The sequence below is a fragment of the Halomonas sp. CSM-2 genome (assembly GCF_002119345.1).
Lineage (GTDB): Bacteria > Pseudomonadota > Gammaproteobacteria > Pseudomonadales > Halomonadaceae > Vreelandella > Vreelandella janggokensis.
In genome coordinates, this window is record NZ_NBYR01000003.1 from 56,930 (window position 1) to 75,217 (window position 18,288).

Below are 18,288 nucleotides of genomic sequence, written 5' to 3' on the forward strand. Positions count from 1 at the left end.
AAACGCCGCGAGCTTAGTCAGCCCGCGGCGTTTTTTGCTTGTTGGGGAGACGAGGAGGTAGGGTCTAGCCCGCGGCATCAAACAGTGGGCGCACATTATCGGTCAGGTAGGCGTCGTCAAACTCGCCTTCTACCGAGAGGGCGTCCAGGTCCGGGATCGTGACGTTATGCCGATCACGGAAGACCAGCCCATCCTCGCTGAGGGCGCTGAACGTTCGGCTGACGTGGACCGGGCTCAAGCCCAGGATATCGGCCAACTGCTCCTGGGAAAGCGGTAAGCGGAACTGGCCACTGATATCGTCGTTTGTTTGGCGCAGCCGTAAATACATTTCATGAAGAAAATGAGCCATTTTCTGGCGGGCGCTGCGCCGGGCAATGTTGACTAGCCGTTCGGTTAGTAATGCTTGCTGACGACTGCCGATGGCGAACATGACCGAGGTTAACGGTAGCGACTGGCGAAATAGCTCGAGCATGCGGCGATGGGGAAAATGGCAGATAACCCCGTCGTTGATCATGCGCACGTTCTCGAGACGCTGGTTAAAGGCAAACTCACGCAGTCCAATGATATCGCCTGGCAAAAAGACTTCCAGTATCTGGCGGTCGCCGTTCTCCAGATGGCGATACGAGTAAGCCCAGCCGCTTTTCAGGGTACAGAACTCATTGGCCGGGTCGCCTATCTCCCAGAGTAGCGTGCCTGCCTTGATGTCGGTGGGACTATCCTCCAGCGAGATGAGCAGTTGCTTTTCGTCTTCACTAAGCGAGGAGTAGTGGCTGAAATGCTTAATGATGCAGCTTTTTTCTTGGCCCACGGCTAACGACCCCTTAAATGATGTTCGCACAAAATCGATGATCCAATCGATCGCTACTATAAACGACGCCGATTAAAAATGCTTAGCGTATGAGTCTCGCAGCGTGGCAGCAGCGCGCGCAAGCCCACCATGGTTGACCATCAGGCGGACGCGGGCTGTTGGCGTTTCAGTAACGGTGCCAGGAAGCGTCCGGTATGCGATGTCGATTGTTTGACGACCTGCTCCGGCGTGCCTTCAGCGATGATTCGGCCACCTCCAGAGCCTCCCTCAGGCCCCAGGTCGATAATCCAGTCGGCGGTCTTGATCACATCCAGGTTATGCTCGATCACCACGATGGTGTTGCCGTGATCGCGCAGGCGGTGAAGTACCGTCAGCAGTTGGCGAATATCCTCAAAGTGCAGGCCGGTGGTCGGCTCATCGAGGATATATAGCGTTTTGCCGGTATCACGTTTGGCCAGCTCGCGGGCGAGCTTGATTCGTTGAGCTTCACCACCGGAAAGCGTGGTCGCACTTTGCCCCAGGCGAATATAGGACAGGCCCACGTCGAGCAGGGTTTGCAGGCGGCGGGCAATGGCTGGCACCGGGCTGAAGAATTCCAGGGCATCTTCCACCGTCATGGCCAGCACTTCGTGGATCGTTTTGCCCTTGTAATGAATATCCAGCGTTTCACGGTTATAGCGCTTGCCCTTGCACACGTCGCAGGGCACATAGATGTCGGGCAGGAAGTGCATCTCGACCTTGATCATGCCTTCGCCCTGACAGGCCTCGCAGCGCCCGCCCTTGACGTTAAAGCTGAACCGGCCGGGCTTGTAGCCCCGCGAACGGGCTTCCTGGGTGCCGGCAAACAGTTCGCGGATAGGCGTGAAAATACCGGTATAGGTGGCCGGGTTGGAGCGCGGCGTGCGCCCAATCGGGCTCTGGTCGATATCGATCACTTTATCCAGCTGATCGAGCCCTTCGATTTTCTGATAAGGCGCAGGGGTAAGTGAGGTGGCGCGATTCAATTCCCTGGCGGCGATGGGCATCAGGGTGCCGTTGATCAAGGTTGATTTACCCGAGCCAGACACGCCCGTAATGGCGACAAATAGCCCCAGCGGCAGCGAGAGCGACACGTCCTGAAGGTTGTTGCCGGTGGCGCCGTGCACGATGAGCTGCTTTTCCGGATTGCCGGGAATGCGGTAGGGCGGTACGGCGATTTTCCGCGTGCCGGAAAGGTACTGGCCGGTCAGCGACTTGGGGTTGTCCATGACGTCTTGCGGGGTCCCCTGGGCGACAATTTCGCCACCGTGGACGCCAGCTCCGGGCCCGATATCCAGCACGTGGTCGGCGGCGCGGATGGCATCTTCGTCGTGCTCGACCACGATCACGGTGTTGCCCAGGTCGCGCAGTCGCTCCAGGGTCTTTAAAAGCCGGTCGTTGTCGCGTTGATGCAACCCGATGGAAGGCTCATCGAGAATATACATCACCCCGACCAGGCCTGCGCCAATCTGGCTGGCCAAGCGAATGCGCTGTGCCTCGCCGCCGGAGAGGGTGTCGGCGCTGCGTTCCAGGTTAAGGTAATCCAGGCCCACATTGACCAGAAACTCCAGCCGTGCATGAATTTCATGAACGATCTTGTCGGCGATCTCACCCTTGCGTCCCGGCAGGCTCAGGTTGGCAAAGTAGCGCCACGCGTCGCCAATGGGCAAATGCACCATATCGGCAATGTTGCGGTCGTCGACATACACATGGCGTGATTCTTTACGCAGACGAGAGCCGCTACAGGTCGCGCAGGGCTGTACCGCGATATACTTGGCCAGGTCGTCGCGGACCATGTTGGATTCGGTTTCCCGGTAGCGGCGCTGCATGTTGGGCAGTACGCCCTCAAACGCATGTTCGCGGGTCACTTTGCGGCCGCGATCACCCACATAGACAAACGGAATGGTTTCATCGCCGCTGCCGTTGAGAATAATCTCCTGCTCGTGGCGAGCAAGTTCATTCCAGGGCGTTTCCAGTTCAAAGCGATAGTGTTTGGCCAACGCCTGAAGTTGGGTGAAGTAGTAGATATTGCGCCGGTCCCAGCCCTTGATGACACCTTCCGCCAAGGACAGCTCAGGGTGGCTGATCAGTTTGGCCGGGTCGAAGTACTGCTGGACACCCAGCCCGTCGCAGGTGGGGCAGGCACCGGCCGGATTATTGAACGAGAACATGCGCGGTTCGAGCTCTGCCAGCGAGTAGCCGCACACCGGGCAGGCAAAGCGCGACGAGAAGGCGATATCCTCGTGGCCACCGTCCATGAAGTGGATCATGGCGGTGCCGTCGGCCAGGTTCAGCGCGGTCTCAAAGGATTCGGCCAGGCGTTGAGCGAGGTCGTCACGCACCTTGAAACGGTCGACCACCACGCTGATGTCGTGTTTTTTGCGCTTGTCCAGCGGAGCGATGTCGTCCAGTTCCAGCACCTGTCCATCGATCAACGCGCGCACAAAGCCCTGAGCGCGCAACTCTGCCAGCAGCTGCAAATGCTCGCCTTTACGGCCTTTGACCACCGGGGCAAGCAGCATCAGCTTGGTGCCTTCGGTGAGGTTCATTACCTGGTCGACCATCTGCGAAATCGTCTGGGCTTCCAGATCCTCACCGTGCTCGGGGCAGCGTGGCGTGCCCGCACGGGCAAACAGCAGGCGCAGGTAGTCGTAAATTTCGGTAATCGTGCCAACCGTCGAACGCGGGTTGTGCGAGGTGGACTTCTGCTCAATGGAGATCGCAGGTGACAGCCCTTCGATGTGATCTACATCGGGCTTTTCCATCATCGACAGGAACTGGCGCGCGTAGGTGGAGAGCGACTCCACATAGCGGCGCTGCCCCTCGGCGTAAAGGGTGTCGAACGCCAGCGATGATTTACCCGAACCGGAAAGGCCGGTAATCACGATCAACTTATTGCGGGGCAGTTCCACATCGATCTGCTTGAGGTTGTGGGTGCGGGCACCCCTGACCAGAATGCTGTCCATCAACACCTCGAATCGCGCGGCAAAAGCGTGATTATACGTTTCTCTGTGCCCTCCCGGCAAAGCGGTTTCACTTGGCATCGGGTTGATGGCGTTTCGCTGAATCACCCAACGCGCTAGAATGGGCGGCTATCCAAGCCCCTATGGGCATTTACCATCGACGATCATCACCCCAAGGACCACCCCAAGGGTTTTATGCGCAAGGTGTCTGCACTGTTACTGGCCTCTGAACGCCGTGCCATCAGCGGCCTGGCGGGTCTATACGCGTCTCGTATGTTGGGGCTTTTCATGGTGCTGCCCGTGTTGGCGCTGTATGCCGACGGTCTGGCAGGTTCGACGCCGCTGCTGGTGGGGGTGGCGCTAGGGATCTATGGACTGACCCAGGCGCTGCTGCAAATCCCCTTTGGTTTATGGTCTGACCGGATTGGCCGCAAACGCGTGATTGCCTTCGGCCTGGTACTGTTTGCCCTGGGCAGTGTGGTGGCGGCGCTCGCTGATTCCATCGGTGCAATGATTGTCGGTCGTGCCTTGCAGGGCAGTGGTGCGGTGGCCGCGGCTATCATGGCGCTGCTCGCGGACCAGACCCGCGAGCAGGTGCGTACCGCGGCGATGGCAACGATTGGCTTATCGATTGGCGTGGCATTTGCGCTGGCCATGGTGATTGGGCCCTGGCTGGCGGCGTGGGCAGGGCTTGCCGGTGTGTTCTGGATGACGGTGCTGCTGACGCTGCTGGGCTTGATGGTACTTTGGCGCTGGGTGCCTCCCGCGCCGCGCCGTGTCCAGCACCGCGATGTGGGCATGGATCGTCGGCAGTTGAGAAGCGTGTTGTCACGCCCGGAGCTCTGGCGACTCGACGTGTCGATTTTTGCACTGCACTTTGTGCTGATGGCGATTTTTGTGGCCGTGCCGTTTCGCTTGATTGAGGCGGGTATCAGTGCGGCGCATCATGGTCTGGCCTACCTGGCGATCATGGGGCTTTCGTTTATCGCCATGCTGCCGCTGATGATCATGGCCGAGAAGCACCAGCGCATGACGCGGATCTGTTTGCTGGCGATAGGCGCCATTGCGGTCAGCCTGGCGGGGTTGGGACTGCCCGTTTCTGAAGGCTATTGGTTATTTCCATGGCTGTTTATTTTCTTTACCGGCTTTAACCTGCTGGAAGCGACCCTTCCCTCGATGCTCAGCAAGCTCGCACCGGCCGGGGCGAAGGGGACTGCCATGGGTGTCTATTCCACCAGCCAATTCCTGGGGGCATTTCTCGGCGGTACCCTGGGGGGCGTGCTGGCAACGGTCGGCGGTCTGGACGCAGTATTTCTCGGCTGTGCGCTGCTGGCGCTATTATGGTGGGTCGCGATGCTGAATATGCCATCGCCACCGCCGTTGAGCAGTGAGGTGGTGGCACTGGGTGACACCGAGGGCGATACTATGGACGTGCTGCTTGATCACCTGGCGGGCGTGGCAGGCGTCGAGGATGTCATGGTTGTGCCCGAAGAGCGGCTAGCGTATTTGAAGGTCAATCGACAGCAGCTTGATCAAGCAGCGCTTGCTAAGCTGGTAACACCCCCGAAATCGTAAGAGGGGCGGGGTAATAGTGCGTCGCTGGGACGCTGTCGACGTTTATCGATATCAATTGAAAGGAGCGCCTTATGGCTCGCGGCATTAACAAGGTTATCTTGATCGGCAACCTCGGACAGGATCCTGAGGTACGGTTCACGCCCTCCGGGACAGCGGTTGCCAATCTTAATCTGGCCACCACTGATACCTGGATGGATCGCCAGAGTGGCCAGCGCCAGGAGCGCACCGAGTGGCACCGGGTGGTGATGTTCAACAAAACCGCCGAAATTGCCCAGCAATACCTCAAGAAAGGCTCCAAGGTTTACATCGAAGGTCGTTTGCAAACCCGCAAATGGCAGGACCAGAATGGTCAGGACCGCTACAGCACTGAAATCGTTGCCAATGACATGCAGATGCTTGATTCCCGCGGCGGTGATTACCAGGGCGGCGGGGCGCCCAATAACTATGCGCAAGGTGGGCAGGGTGGCCAACCCCAGCCGCCTCAGGGTGACCAATACGGCGGACAAGGCGCTAACCAGCCGCAGCGAGCGCCCCAGCAAAACCAGCCCGCACCGCCCCAAGGCCAGCAAAACAACCAGTATGGCGCCCCTGACCCCGGCAATTTCGATGATTTCGACGATGAGATTCCGTTCTAAGTGACGTTCAATGACGCGAGTGATGGTTAAGGGAGACAGGCCGTCTTGAAGCTTTTGATACTCGATGCGGGACACTGCTTGAGTCTGGCGCTGGCGCGCGAAACCAATCGCCGCTCAGATACTGAGCTGGTGATTGAGCCAACGACGCGAGTGAGCGCCGAGCGCCTGCGCGAGGTGTCGCCGGATGCAGTGATTATGCCGCCTCTGGCGCACCCCTTGAACATGGCTCCCACCGCCGTTATGGAGCACGCCGACGCCGTTGAGGCCTGCCTTGAGGCCTGCCGCGCAGAAGACGTGGCGCTCGTCTGGTGTGTGTCTGATCAGCTCTACGAAGACGGTTTCGACGTCGCCATCGATGAGCATGTCGTTCCGGCACCTCGTGATGAGAGCCTGCGCCGTCTGGTGCAAACCGGCAATCGTATCCGGGCTGATTACGCGCGCCATCTGATTGTTCGTCTGGGGCCGCTGTTTGCCCTTGAGGGCAGTCATGCGTGGCTCAACGAACTGTTGGACAGCCTGGTCATGGGTGACAGCGTGCGCGCGGCGGAAGACGTCATCTTCTGCCCTACCTCGGCAGATGCCGTGGCTCTCGCACTGATCGGCATGCTCCAGCAGCAGTCCTGCGGGGCGAACGCCTGGGGCGCCTATCACCTGGCAGGCACTGAGCCGGTGAGCGCTTTTACCTTTACCTCCATGGTAAGAACCCAGTTGTTGACCCACCTTGAAGGTCGTGGCGAGCAAGTGACATTAGGCGACGTCAAGGCATTGAAGCATCATCACGATGCCAAACTGCGGCGCGTGCTGAATTGCCGCCGCGTGCTCAACGTGTTTGGTGTCCATCAAAAGCCGTGGCGTTTGGAGGTTGGGCGCATGCTCGATGCCTGGTGTTTAACGCGTGATCAAAAGGGTGTCGACGGCACAGGAGCGTCGTCTTGAAGCAAGTGGTTCGCAGCGTGGTATTTTACGCGGGATATTTTGCCGCTTTGTTGGTGATTGGCGTATTGTTTCTGCCGATCGCGCCTTTTTTACCTCTGGCCGGGCGCTATCGCCTGCTCAATTTATATAATTATTTTCTGATGTTCTGGTTCCGCATCGCCTGTGGTGTGCGTTACGACATTCAGGGCGCGCATCACCTACCTGACGGGCCCTGTGTGATTCAGGCAAACCACCAGAGCGAGTGGGAAACGGTTTTTCTGCAGGTGATGAAACCGCCTGTTTGTACCGTGTTGAAGCGAGAATTACTGCGTCTACCCATCTTTGGCTGGGGCTTGCGTCTGCTACACCCGATCAGCCTGGACCGCTCCAAACCGGCACGGGCTATCAAACAGGTGCTGAGCCAGGGCGTCTCGCGGCTGAACACGGGGCTTTCGGTGCTGATTTTCCCTGAAGGCACCCGGGTTGAGCCGGGGGAGCGCAGGCGTTACAACAAAAGCGGTAGCGTGGTTGCCTGTCGTGCAGGGGTGCCGGTCATCCCCGTGGCCCATAATGCGGGAGAGCGTTGGCCAGGGCGCCATTGGGTCAAGCGTCCGGGCGTGCTGCGGGTGCGTATTGGCGAGCCGATCGAAACCGCGGGGCGAACCTCGGATGAGGTACTGGCCGATGTCGAGGCGTGGATAGAGACCCAACTGATCGATATATCGGATGTGCCAAGGCCGCAATAACGCGCTTATGTGCTGAGCATAAAAAACGCCCCCTGTGGATTCCACAGGGGGCGTTTTCATGGTGCTTACCAGAGACTAGCCGCAGATTACTCGGCGTAGCGCTGGAACACCAGGCAGGCATTGGTGCCGCCAAAGCCAAAGCTGTTGGACAAGACGCGGTCGATCGTTACGCCGTCGCGACGTTCGGTGACGATATCGAAACCGTCGGCCTGCTCGTCGAGCTGTTCCACGTTGGCCGAGGCGGCCACAAAGCCATGCTGCATCATAAGCAGCGAGTAGACGGCTTCCTGCACGCCGGTCGCGCCCAGTGAATGGCCAGTCAGCGATTTGGTCGAGCTCATCGCCGGTGTTGAATTGCCAAATACTTCGCGAACCGCTTTGAGCTCGGCCACATCGCCCACCGGCGTTGATGTGCCGTGGGTATTGATATAATCAATATCACCCTCAACGGTCGCCATGGCTTGGCGCATACAGCGAGTCGCCCCTTCGCCGGAAGGTGCCACCATGTCGTAGCCGTCAGACGTGGCGCCATAGCCTACCAACTCACCGTAAATCTTGGCGCCGCGTGCCTTGGCGTGCTCCAGTTCTTCGAGCACCAGCATGCCGCCGCCGCCAGCGATCACAAAGCCGTCACGAGCTTGGTCATAAGGACGCGATGCCTTGTCGGGCGACGCGTTATAGTGAGTGGAAAGAGCGCCCATGGCGTCGAACAGGCAGGACAGTGTCCAGTGTTCCTCTTCGCCACCGCCAGCAAAGACCACGTCCTGCTTGCCGAGCTGGATCTGCTCCATGGCGCTGCCAATGCAGTGCGCCGATGTCGCACAAGCCGACGAAATCGAATAGTTGACGCCCTTGATCTTGAACGGCGTTGCCAAGCAGGCCGACACGGTACTGCCCATTGTGCGGGTAACGCGGTAGGGGCCCACACGGCGCAAACCTTTTTCGCGCAGTACGTCAGCGGCTTCAACCTGGTTGGCGCTCGAGGCGCCGCCAGAACCTGCAATCAGGCCGGTTCGCTCGTTGGATACCTGGTCATCAGGGAGGCCGGCGTCTTCGATGGCCTGTGCCATGGAAATATACGCATAAGCCGCTGCATCGCCCATAAAGCGCAGCAGTTTGCGGTCAATGAGCGATTCAAGGTCAATATCAACGCTGCCTGCAACCTGGCTGCGAAAGCCACGTTCAGCATAGTCTTCTTTGAAGCGAATGCCGCTACGGCCACTTCTGAGCGCCTCAAGAACCTGTTGTTGGTCGTTGCCCAGGCACGACACAATGCCAAGGCCGGTGACTACCACTCGTCGCATGGGAGCCTCCTGTTAAAAATTCGCAGTGGAGGTGAATAGGCCAACGCGCAAATCATTAGCCTGATAGATGTCACGACCGTCTACTGAGACGGTGCCGTCGGCCATGCCCAGAATCAGCCGACGAGTAATAATACGCTTCATGTTGATACGATAAGTTACTTTTTGCGCGTCGGGAAGTATCTGGCCGCTGAACTTCACTTCGCCGCAGCCGAGTGCGCGACCGCGGCCGGGGTGGCCTAGCCAGCCCAGGTAGAAGCCAACCAACTGCCACATGGCATCAAGCCCAAGGCAGCCTGGCATGACCGGGTCACCGGGAAAATGGCAATCAAAAAACCACAGGTCGGGTGTGATATCCAATTCGGCAATCAGCTCGCCTTTATTGTACTCGCCGCCTGCTTCGTGAATGTGCGTGATGCGGTCAAGCATCAGCATGTTGGGTGCTGGCAGTTGGGCATTGCCCGGGCCAAAAAGTTCGCCGCGCGAGCAGGCCAGCAGTTCATCGCGATCAAAGGAATGTTGCTTGGTCACTGAATCGTTCCGAGTATCAGGGTAAAAGGTTGCGCCTAGTCTACTTCCCGAAACCGCTGAATGCACGTAACGGGCCTATTATTGGTGTGCCCTACAGATTTTTTATTAGCGGCCGAAAGTATAATGAGGCAAATAGTGTAGAGTCGAATGATTGGTTTTGCACATTAAACGGCTTATTGACGTAAGATTGGCGTTCAGTCGCTTGTCAGGCGACGGTATGACGTCGATCTAATTCTTTTTGGGAGTAGCTCTGAGCCCGTTTTTATAGGATATCGTGAACAAGCATGTGGCTTCCCGTTTCCCTTAATCGTCCCTTAGTCTGGACAGCGCTGGTGGCATTACCCGCCTGCATCTGGATTCCGGATGTCGCGCTGCGCATGGTCGCGGCATCGATGGTGGCGCTCGGGCTTTGGGATGCATGGCGTCAGGTTGGTCACCAGCGCCTAAGGTTGCGCCTATCGCAGGATGCGATCGGTCTCGCCAATGATGCGATGGTCATCAGTGACATTGAGAATCGTGTCATTGCGGTTAACCCTGCGTTTACTGAAATTACCGGCTATGAAAGTCATGAAATTCTGGGGCTGAAGCTCGAAACGCTGGCAGCCCCGAGGCACGACAAGACGTTTTACCAGCATTTCTGGAGCACACTGAAAAGCACCGGGCGCTGGGAAGGCGAGATGTGGAACCGGCGCAAGCACGGCGATGAATACCCCGAGTGGCTCAAGGTGCGTGCCATCACCGATAAACGCGGCAAGATAACCCATTTCATTAGCCTTTTTGCCGATATTTCCGCCCAGAAAGCCCGTGAGCGCGACCTGCGTCGCATTGGCTATGAAGACCCGCTGACCGGGCTACCTAACCGGCGGCGCCTGCACGACCTGATGGAATCACGCCTGCGCGGTGTACGCGCGGGGGAAAGCCTGGATATTGCGCTGATCGATATTGATGGCCTGAAATCGGTGAACGACAGCATGGGCGTTGAGCAGGGTGATCGTTTGCTGGCGCGCTTTGCTCAGCGGTTGACGAGTTATATGGCAGGTAGCGTCGTCGGACGTCTAGGCGGCGATGAATTCATGGTCATTCGCACCACGACCTATGATGATCACGATAAGTGGGTCGCTAACTTACGCGACCACATGAGCAATCCGTTTGAGATTCTAGAGCAGTCGTTGCGTCTGGGTTTGACCATCGGCAGCTGTCGAGCGCCAGAAGATGGTCGTGACTCAGGCGTGCTGTTTCAACGGCTGGAGTCGGCGTTATACAACGCCAAGCGGCTTGGGCGTAACCACAGTCTGCGTTTTCGCCCTGCCCTGGACAAGCAGGACAATCCGCAATTGGCGCTGGTTAGCGACCTGCGCGCCGCCCTCGTCTCGGGAGACCAACTGGAACTGTACTTTCAGACCCAGCACCACCCTGGTACGGGCGAGCTGCTTGGCATGGAAGCGCTGCTGCGCTGGCAGCACCCTCGCGATGGAATGATATCGCCCGGTGAATTCATTCCCTTGGCCGAGCGCCACGGCCTGATGGCCGAACTGGGTAGCTGGGTGATTGAAAAGGCTTGCGCCCAGCAGGCGCACTGGGCCAATAATGGCATGCCGACGCTGACCATGTGGGTCAACATCTCGGCGCTGCAACTCTTTCATGGCGATCTGGAAACCCAGCTGGCCACCTGCCTGAAACGCTACCGGATAACGCCTGGTCACATCGGTCTGGAGCTAACCGAATCGGTTCTTCTGGACGAGCGCGCGGGAGATATGGGGCCGCGCCTGAAAGCGCTACGCGCCCAAGGCTATGCTATTGCGATTGATGACTTCGGTACCGGCTATTCGTCGCTTGGCTACTTGAAGCGCTTGCCGGTGGACAAGATAAAACTCGACCGCGCTTTCATCCGGGAGCTGCCCGGTGATCAGGCCGATGCCGCCATTGTGAAGGCGGTCCTGTCGATGGCCAAGGGGCTGGAGCTTGATGTGATTGCTGAAGGCGTCGAAACCAAAGAACAGTGTGATTTCCTGGTTGATGCGGGCTGCCATATGGTGCAAGGGTTTTATTTCGCCCGTCCTCAACCCGCACACGAACTGGAGCAACGTTTGCTCCCTCAGTCACAGCCTGCAAAGTCACGCACCGGCAGCATGGCGAAAGCGGGTCCTTAGCGAACTGCAGTGGCAGCATGGCGATATTGCCAGTGCCGATAATAGCGGCAAACCCCCAGGCAGAGGAGTGCCCATACCAGCGCCTGGGCGGGTAGCAGCCAAGGCGCCAGGGTGACATCGGTGAGGGCGGCGCCCGCAAAATACGATAGTGGCCCGCCCAGCGCACCCAGCGCTGCTGCCAGCCAGGGCCAACGCCATAGCCAGGCAAGCGAATGATGCACCAGGGTGGCAAACAGTGGCCAGAGCATCCATAGCCATAATGGCAGCAAGCCGGCAATGAGCCGTTGATCGCCAAATATCAGCCCCCCTGCCAGCTGTAAGCCGCCGTCGACTGCGAGCCCTAACAAGGCAAAGCCTGCCACCAGGCGCCATTCGCCCGGTTTACCGACATACCTTAAATGCAGTGCAATCCAGGTGCTGCCAGCGATCGCTGCGACCCAGGAGCCTCCAAGCACGCATAGCGTCCAGATCACTTCAAAGCCGAGGGCATTGACGAGCACCGCCATCAAGCGCCGCCGTGCAAGCATTACAACCCTCCGGTCAAGGGCGCCGGTTTGGCAGCAGGCTTGGCCAGCAGCAGGTGGCAGGTGCCAATCGAACGCTCAAGGAAACCGCCTTCGCAGTAACAGAGATAATAACGCCACATGCGAATAAAGCGCTCGTCATAACCCAGCGCTTGAATATGTTCCAGATGGGCCTCGAAGCGGTGCCGCCATTCGCGCAGGGTTCGAGCGTAATGCTGGCCAATTTCATCGAGCGCAACCATGTTGAGCGAGGTCTTGCGCATCAAGCTGCTGGCAATGGCGTGGTGGGAAGGTAAAAAGCCACCGGGGAAAATATACCGCTTGATGAAGTCCATATCCCGCTTGGCACCATCAAAGCGCTGGTCGCGGATGGTAATTGCCTGGAGCATGGCTTGACCGTCGTCGGTCAACAGGCTGTCGACCTTGTGCAGGTAGGTATCCAGGTACTGATGGCCGACGGCTTCAATCATCTCGACGGAAATCAGCCGGTCAAAGCGTCCGGTCAGTTCGCGATAGTCCTGTTTCAGCAGAGTAACGCGTTCCTCCAGGCCTTCTTCCTTAATGCGGTTTGCGGTATAGGCGTACTGTTCTTCGGAAATGGTGGTTGTCGTCACACGGCAGCCGCGGGTCTTGGCCGCATGGATGGCCAGCCCGCCCCAGCCCGTGCCGATTTCCAGCAAATGGTGCTCGGGTTGCACGTCGAGCTTGTCGAGCATGACATCCAGCTTGTAGGTCGAGGCCTCTTCCAGACTGGCATCCGGATAGGGAAAAACGGCGCTGGAGTACATCCAGTGGTGCTTGTCGAGAAAGGTGGCAAACAGGTCGTTGCCAATATCATAATGCGCGGCGATATTGCGCTTGGAACCGGTCAGGCTGTTGCGCTGAAAACGATGCACCAGGCCCATCAGCCAGCGTGCCATGCGCGCGCTGCCGTTCTCGAGATGCCCGTTGACCTGATCCAGGTTAATGGCAAACAGGCGCACCAGGGCGACCAGGTCATCGGCGTCCCAGTCGTTATCCATGTACGCCTCGGCGGCGCCCACGGTGCCGCCGAAAGCCAGCCGCTTCCAGGCGCGTGCGTGGCGGACGACGACGGTGACGTGAAGCTCGCCACCCTGGCCCAGATGGTGACATTGGTTGCCTTCAATCAGGGTGATGTGCCCGCCGGTAAAGGTGTCCAGCTGTGTGATCAGCCGCTTTTTCAGCCAGCGGGTGACACGCCCCTGGGGGGCGGGTTGAATGTCAGGCGGCGTGGAACGCAGGGTCGTCATTTCGAGGTCTCCTTGCGCTTGGGATGGTTGTAGACAGGGTTGCGCTTCAACCACAGCCGAAGCGCCTCAAAATGAATGCCGGTGATGGTTTTCAGACTTATCCATGGCTGGCACGCCAAAGTGGTCAGCAATACCCTGGCGGTGGCGGGTGCCGCCTCCAGGGTCAAGGTGGCGTCGAAATGACGCTGCCCGGCCTGCCAGTTTTCCATGTGCAGTAATAACTGGTCGCCCGGTGTGTTAAATCGCCATCGATAAGTCATGTCCATGGGGTTAAAGGGTGAGACGTGCATGGCTTTAGCGAAGGTTGCGTGGTGGCTGTGGCGGTGGCTATCGACACGGCAGGCATAACAGGTGCGCTCACGCCAGGGCATATTGGTGACTTCGCCAAGCACCGCTGACAGTTGGCCTTGCCGGTCATAGGCGTAATACATCGAGATAGGATTGAACATGGCGCCCAGCGTTCGCAGTTGCGTCAACACGCAGATTCGGCCCTCAGGAGCGCTGCCCAGCTGGCGTGTCAGCTCCTCGCGCACGGCGGTGGCCAGCGGGCGATCCGTCGGGCCGAGATAATCTTCGCGGCGAAAGCGAGCCAGCGCCGCGCCTCTAGCGCTGAACCCCGGCACACCGTCAAACAGCGTCGGCAACTCGTCCAGGTCCAGCCAGGCCATCCACAGCTGGTAATCAAAACGGTGGGCATGAGGCGAGAAACGTCGGTGGCGCAGGGTGCCGCGATACACCCGTGAATGTGGCGTCGTTATCATCCCGCGTCACTCCCCTGGTGGGCGTCAAACAGTTCCGTGGTAGGCAGCGCCGTGGGGGTGGTAAACGGGGTGTACGCTTCGTCACAACCCAGCGAGCGGGCAACACGCAGGGCGCTCCAGACGCCGTCTTCATGAAAGCCGTTGCGCCAGTAGGCACCGCAGAAGTGCGTACGTCGGGCGGGGGATGAAATCTCGTCGTGACGCTGCTGAGCGGCGTGCCCCGCCAGGGTGAACTGCGGGTGAGCGTAGGTGTAGCGACCCAGCACCTTGGCGGGGTCAATGCTGTCTGAATCGTTGAGGGTGACGCAGAACGTGGTGTCCGCGTCCAGCCGCTGGAGAATGTTCATGTTGTAGGTGACCGAGACCCGCTCATCGGCGCCGCGACCGTCGAGGCGGTAATTCCAGCTGGCCCAGGCGCGTTGCCGACGCGGTAACAGCGACGTATCAGTGTGTAGTACCACCTCGTTGTCCTGGTAAGGCATTGCGCCGAGAATCTCACTTTCAGCCTCGGTCGGGTCGTCCAGCATGGCCAGAGCCTGATCGGCGTGGCATGCCAGTACGACCTGATCAAAGCGTTGGGGGCCTTGAGCAGTGGTGATCATCACCCCGGTATCCGTGCGGGTAATGCCGGAAACCGGGGTGTTCAGATGAATACGGTCCGCATAGGGCGCGGTCAATCGTGGAATGTAGCGGCGTGAACCGCCCACCAAGGTGTACCACTGGGGACGGTGGTTGACCGATAGAAGCCCGTGGTTGCGAAAAAAACGGACAAAAAAGGTCAGCGGAAAGGATCGCAAGTCGCCAATGCTCGCCGACCAGATGGCCGCACCCATGGGCAGCAGGTAGTGCCGCTGGAAGGCCTGGCCGTAGCCGTGACGGTCCAGATAGTCGCCAAGCGTCATGTCCTGAGCAAGCCGACCGTTCTCCAGGTCCGCAGTGGCCTGCTTGTTGAAGCGCATGATATCGCCGAGTAAGCGATAAAAAGCTGGATTCAGCAGGTTTCGGCGTTGGGCAAACAGCGAGGTCAAGGTGTGGCCGTTGTATTCAAAGTCAACGCTGGTCTCGTGTACCGAAAAACTCATTTCGGTGGCCTGGCTGGGAACATCCAGGGCATCCAGCAGGCGCTGAAAATGCGGATAGGTCCAGTCGTTGAAGACGATGAAGCCGGTGTCGATGGCGTAAGGGCGACCACCTACCTCGACATCCATGGTCGCGGTATGCCCGCCCAGGCGCGCGTCGGCTTCGAACAGCGTGACCTCGTGCTGGGCAGATAGGTACCATCCGGCCGCCATGCCGCTGATGCCGCTGCCGATAATGGCAATGCGTTGAGACGCCGTGTTGCTCATCAGGAAGCCTCTTGCCGGGTCATGCGCAGGCCGATCCGGCGACGCAGGGCTGGCGGCAGGATGCCGAGAAACTTGACCAGATAGGTAAAGCGGCGCGGAAAATGAATATCCAGATGGCCTTTGACCAGGCCGTTGATAATGGCCTCGGCGGCGGTGTCGGCGCTGACCTGCATGGGCATGGGGAAGTCATTGCGATCGGTCAGCGGCGTCTTGACGAAGCCTGGGTGAATCAGGCTGACGTCGATGCCTTCCTGGTCAAGGTCAAGGCGCAGCGATTCCAGGAAATAGCTGACGGCCGCCTTGGAGGCGCCATAGGCTTCAGCCCGGGGTAACGGCAGGTAGGCAGAAGCGCTCGAAGTGGCCGCAAGCCGGGCGGGATTGCCTTCCTGGCGGGCGGCACGCAGTAAGGGGAGGGCCGCCTCGACGCCATACAGGGTGCCAAACAGGTTGGGGGTGAAAACACGTTCGATCAGGTCCATGTCAAACTGCTGGGCATCGAGATATTCACAGGTGCCTGCGTTGAGCAGAACGAGGTCCAGGGCGCCCAACAGTTCGCCGATCTGCTGGCCCGCCGCCAACACCGCATGGCGGTCGCTGACGTCGAGCGGCAGCGGGTGGGCGTTGGGGTGGTCCTGGCACAGCGCTTCCAGCGCCTCGTGGTTGCGGGCGCTGATTACGACCTGATGACCCTGGGCAATAAGCTTTCTGGCCAAGGCTTCGCCAATCCCCGAGGTCGCACCCGTCAGCCAGATACGCTGGGGGGTTGTCCATGTGCTCATCGAACCTCTCCTGTTACACCCTGTGGGCACCTCGGTCAGGTGCCCCAGGCAACGTAATGATTAATCAAGACGATGCTTTAACCAGCGAATGACCCGCCCCATTACCGGAAGGTGCTCATAGAGCATCGCCCCGGCGTCAAAGTAGTCTCTGTGTCGCGCTACACGTCCGTCGTCAGCAAATGTCAACGCACTGCATCCCTCTACCTTGATCGTACGTCCCCCTGACAGCTTTGGATGCACGAATGTCATGGTCCAGGTGACAAATGCCTGACTGCCCTGGCGCTGGCGCGTGTGATAAACGAATTGGCAATGCTCGACGTTTTCATACATCGCGGCAAAATAGCGCGACAGCGCGGGGCGACCTTCAACGTTATGCAGCGGGTCAGTGAAAATTATATCGTCAGTATATACTTCGTACAGCTTTTCTGTACAGGTATTGTCAAGTTTGTTGAAAAAGGCGCAAAAATCTTCCAGTGCCTTGTCCTGTGACATGAAGACTCCTGAAGTCGTTAGGCGGTTAGCGGGCCGGTATCAGTCTGACAGCGCCTTGAAGGCATCGAGTGCCCGTTGACGTGCTGCCTTGTGGTCGACAACGGGGGCGGGGTAGTCCAACTGGGTCAACAAGTCGCGTGGCGGTGCATGGCGGGCTTTGGCTGGCAAAGTGGCAAACTCGGGCAACCAGTAGGCAATAAACTCGCCGTGGGGGTCAAAGCGCGTGGATTGCGTGGTGGGATTGAAGATTCGGAAATACGGGGCCGCGTCGGTACCCGTTGAGGCCGCCCACTGCCAGCCGCCGTTATTGGCGCAAAATTCGCCATCGATCAGATGATGCAGAAAAAACGCTTCACCCTGCCGCCAGTCGATCAACAAGTGTTTGCTCAGGAACATCGCCGTCACCATTCGCAACCGATTATGCATCCAGCCGGTGGCGACGAGCTGGCGCATGGCGGCGTCTACCAGCGGGTAGCCGGTGCGTCCTTCGCACCAGGCACTAAAGGCGTCGGGGTCGTCGCGCCAGGCAAGTTTACGAGTGTGGGCCTGAAACGGCTGGTGGCGGCATACCTGAGGAAAGCCGACGGCCACGTGCTGGTAAAATTCCCGCCAGATAAGCTCGCTTACCCAGGCGGTCAGGCCTTTATCGCCATCGGCCAAATGTCCGCCATTCTCGCTCATGACGGCTTGCATGCATTGACGATAAGAAATCATTCCCAGCGCCAGATAGGGCGAAAGCTCGCTGGTGCCGCGCACCTTTGGGAAGTCCCGCTGATCGCTGTAGTGGTGGCCGCGGAAGCGTAAGAAGCGCTCCAGGCGGTCACTGGCGGCGTGCTCTCCTGCAGGCCACTGGTGTGCATCAACGGGGGAGCCATTGACGTCTGCCAGCGTAGGCAAGGGGTCGCTCTCGATACTTAGCGGCGATTGGGCGTCCGGGGTGTCGCGCAGTGTCAACTGGTCTGCCGTGATCTGCTTGTGCCAGGCCTTGGCAAACGGCGTGAACACGCCGTAATAGTCGCCCTTGCCGGTCAGTAGCGTCCCGGGGGCAAAGGCCACCGCATCATGATGTCCTTGCGCGTCAATTCCTGCCTGCTTGAAGGACTCCATGACCGCCTGGTCGCGGCGCCGTTCGTTGAGGGGGTACTCGATGTTGAAATGCAACTGCTCAATCCGGTGCTGGCGGGCAATCTCCAGCAAGGTGGCGGGAGCATCGTCAAACGATGCGATATCCCGGTGCAGGAGCGGAATATTCAGTCCATCGAGTGCCTCTTTGAGGGCAGTAACGCCACGTGCCCAGAAGTCGATCTTGTTAATACCATGGCCATGCGCCTGCCACTGGGCCACTGAGCGAAGAAACACGGCAACGACCGGCCCTTTTGCAGCGGCGGCGGCAAGCGCGGTGTTATCGTGGATGCGCAGGTCACTACGCAGCCAAACCAACTGTCGAGACATGGGAACTCCTGCAGGGCGATG

Annotated in this window: 16 protein-coding genes; 5 read left to right on the forward strand and 11 right to left on the reverse strand. The window is 59.0% G+C overall.

What is annotated here, in order from left to right; translation table 11 throughout:
* Nucleotides 1–64: 64 nt before the first annotated feature.
* The gene (locus B7L15_RS03070) at nucleotides 65–808 is read right to left on the reverse strand and encodes a Crp/Fnr family transcriptional regulator (protein ID WP_085917581.1); all 744 of its coding nucleotides are present in this window, start codon (nucleotides 806–808) and stop codon (nucleotides 65–67) included.
* Between the two features lie 140 nt (nucleotides 809–948).
* Nucleotides 949–3,792, reverse strand: a complete 2,844-nt coding sequence (gene uvrA / locus B7L15_RS03075) for an excinuclease ABC subunit UvrA (protein ID WP_085917582.1) — start codon at nucleotides 3,790–3,792, stop codon at nucleotides 949–951.
* A 192-nt stretch (nucleotides 3,793–3,984) separates the two neighbouring features.
* Between uvrA and B7L15_RS03080 the strand changes: the two genes are divergently transcribed.
* The 4 genes from B7L15_RS03080 (at nucleotide 3,985) to B7L15_RS03095 (ending at nucleotide 7,660) form a co-directional block, all read left to right on the forward strand.
* Nucleotides 3,985–5,364: an MFS transporter gene (locus tag B7L15_RS03080; protein ID WP_085917583.1), complete on the forward strand. Its 1,380-nt coding sequence runs from the start codon at nucleotides 3,985–3,987 to the stop codon at nucleotides 5,362–5,364.
* Between the two features lie 71 nt (nucleotides 5,365–5,435).
* Nucleotides 5,436–5,999, forward strand: a complete 564-nt coding sequence (gene ssb / locus B7L15_RS03085; protein WP_066318997.1) for a single-stranded DNA-binding protein — start codon at nucleotides 5,436–5,438, stop codon at nucleotides 5,997–5,999.
* 45 nt (nucleotides 6,000–6,044) lie between these two features.
* A complete protein-coding gene (locus B7L15_RS03090) occupies nucleotides 6,045–6,935 on the forward strand; it encodes a sugar nucleotide-binding protein (RefSeq protein WP_085917584.1) in 891 nt (296 codons plus the stop codon).
* A complete protein-coding gene (locus B7L15_RS03095; protein ID WP_085917585.1) occupies nucleotides 6,932–7,660 on the forward strand; it encodes a lysophospholipid acyltransferase family protein in 729 nt (242 codons plus the stop codon). The genes B7L15_RS03090 and B7L15_RS03095 overlap by 4 nt, the downstream gene beginning before the upstream one ends.
* Nucleotides 7,661–7,746: 86 nt before the next feature.
* On the opposite strand, the gene fabB is transcribed toward B7L15_RS03095, so the two are convergent.
* Together fabB and fabA are read right to left on the reverse strand one after the other, a co-directional pair.
* Nucleotides 7,747–8,964: a beta-ketoacyl-ACP synthase I gene (gene fabB, locus B7L15_RS03100; RefSeq protein WP_085917586.1), complete on the reverse strand. Its 1,218-nt coding sequence runs from the start codon at nucleotides 8,962–8,964 to the stop codon at nucleotides 7,747–7,749.
* Nucleotides 8,965–8,976: 12 nt separating this feature from the next.
* Entirely contained in the window at nucleotides 8,977–9,492 is a 516-nt protein-coding gene (gene fabA / locus B7L15_RS03105) for a 3-hydroxyacyl-[acyl-carrier-protein] dehydratase FabA (protein ID WP_066319005.1), read from the reverse strand.
* Nucleotides 9,493–9,776: 284 nt separating this feature from the next.
* Here fabA and B7L15_RS03110 point away from each other — a divergent pair, with 284 nt between their 5' ends.
* Complete coding sequence (locus B7L15_RS03110) at nucleotides 9,777–11,642, forward strand: putative bifunctional diguanylate cyclase/phosphodiesterase (protein WP_085917587.1); 1,866 nt, start codon at nucleotides 9,777–9,779, stop codon at nucleotides 11,640–11,642.
* Here B7L15_RS03110 and B7L15_RS03115 read toward each other — a convergent pair.
* The 7 genes from B7L15_RS03115 to phrB are packed head-to-tail and all read right to left on the reverse strand — an operon-like array spanning nucleotide 11,639 to nucleotide 18,267.
* Nucleotides 11,639–12,169 carry a DUF2878 family protein gene (locus tag B7L15_RS03115; protein WP_085917588.1) on the reverse strand — a complete coding sequence of 177 codons (531 nt, stop codon included), beginning with the start codon at nucleotides 12,167–12,169 and terminating at the stop codon, nucleotides 11,639–11,641. The two genes, B7L15_RS03110 and B7L15_RS03115, sit on opposite strands and share 4 nt — an antisense overlap.
* On the reverse strand, nucleotides 12,169–13,437 hold the full coding sequence (locus B7L15_RS03120) for an SAM-dependent methyltransferase (protein ID WP_085917589.1): 1,269 nt from the start codon (nucleotides 13,435–13,437) through the stop codon (nucleotides 12,169–12,171). The genes B7L15_RS03115 and B7L15_RS03120 overlap by 1 nt, the downstream gene beginning before the upstream one ends.
* A complete protein-coding gene (locus tag B7L15_RS03125) occupies nucleotides 13,434–14,198 on the reverse strand; it encodes a DUF1365 domain-containing protein (protein ID WP_085917590.1) in 765 nt (254 codons plus the stop codon). Before B7L15_RS03125 ends, B7L15_RS03120 begins: the two co-directional genes overlap by 4 nt.
* A complete protein-coding gene (locus B7L15_RS03130) occupies nucleotides 14,195–15,544 on the reverse strand; it encodes an NAD(P)/FAD-dependent oxidoreductase (protein ID WP_085917591.1) in 1,350 nt (449 codons plus the stop codon). Before B7L15_RS03130 ends, B7L15_RS03125 begins: the two co-directional genes overlap by 4 nt.
* Nucleotides 15,544–16,323: an SDR family NAD(P)-dependent oxidoreductase gene (locus tag B7L15_RS03135; RefSeq protein ID WP_085917592.1), complete on the reverse strand. Its 780-nt coding sequence runs from the start codon at nucleotides 16,321–16,323 to the stop codon at nucleotides 15,544–15,546. Before B7L15_RS03135 ends, B7L15_RS03130 begins: the two co-directional genes overlap by 1 nt.
* A 60-nt stretch (nucleotides 16,324–16,383) precedes the next feature.
* Entirely contained in the window at nucleotides 16,384–16,815 is a 432-nt protein-coding gene (locus B7L15_RS03140) for a nuclear transport factor 2 family protein (protein ID WP_085917593.1), read from the reverse strand.
* Nucleotides 16,816–16,854: 39 nt separating this feature from the next.
* The gene (gene phrB / locus B7L15_RS03145) at nucleotides 16,855–18,267 is read right to left on the reverse strand and encodes a deoxyribodipyrimidine photo-lyase (RefSeq protein WP_085917594.1); all 1,413 of its coding nucleotides are present in this window, start codon (nucleotides 18,265–18,267) and stop codon (nucleotides 16,855–16,857) included.
* Nucleotides 18,268–18,288 lie beyond the last annotated feature (21 nt).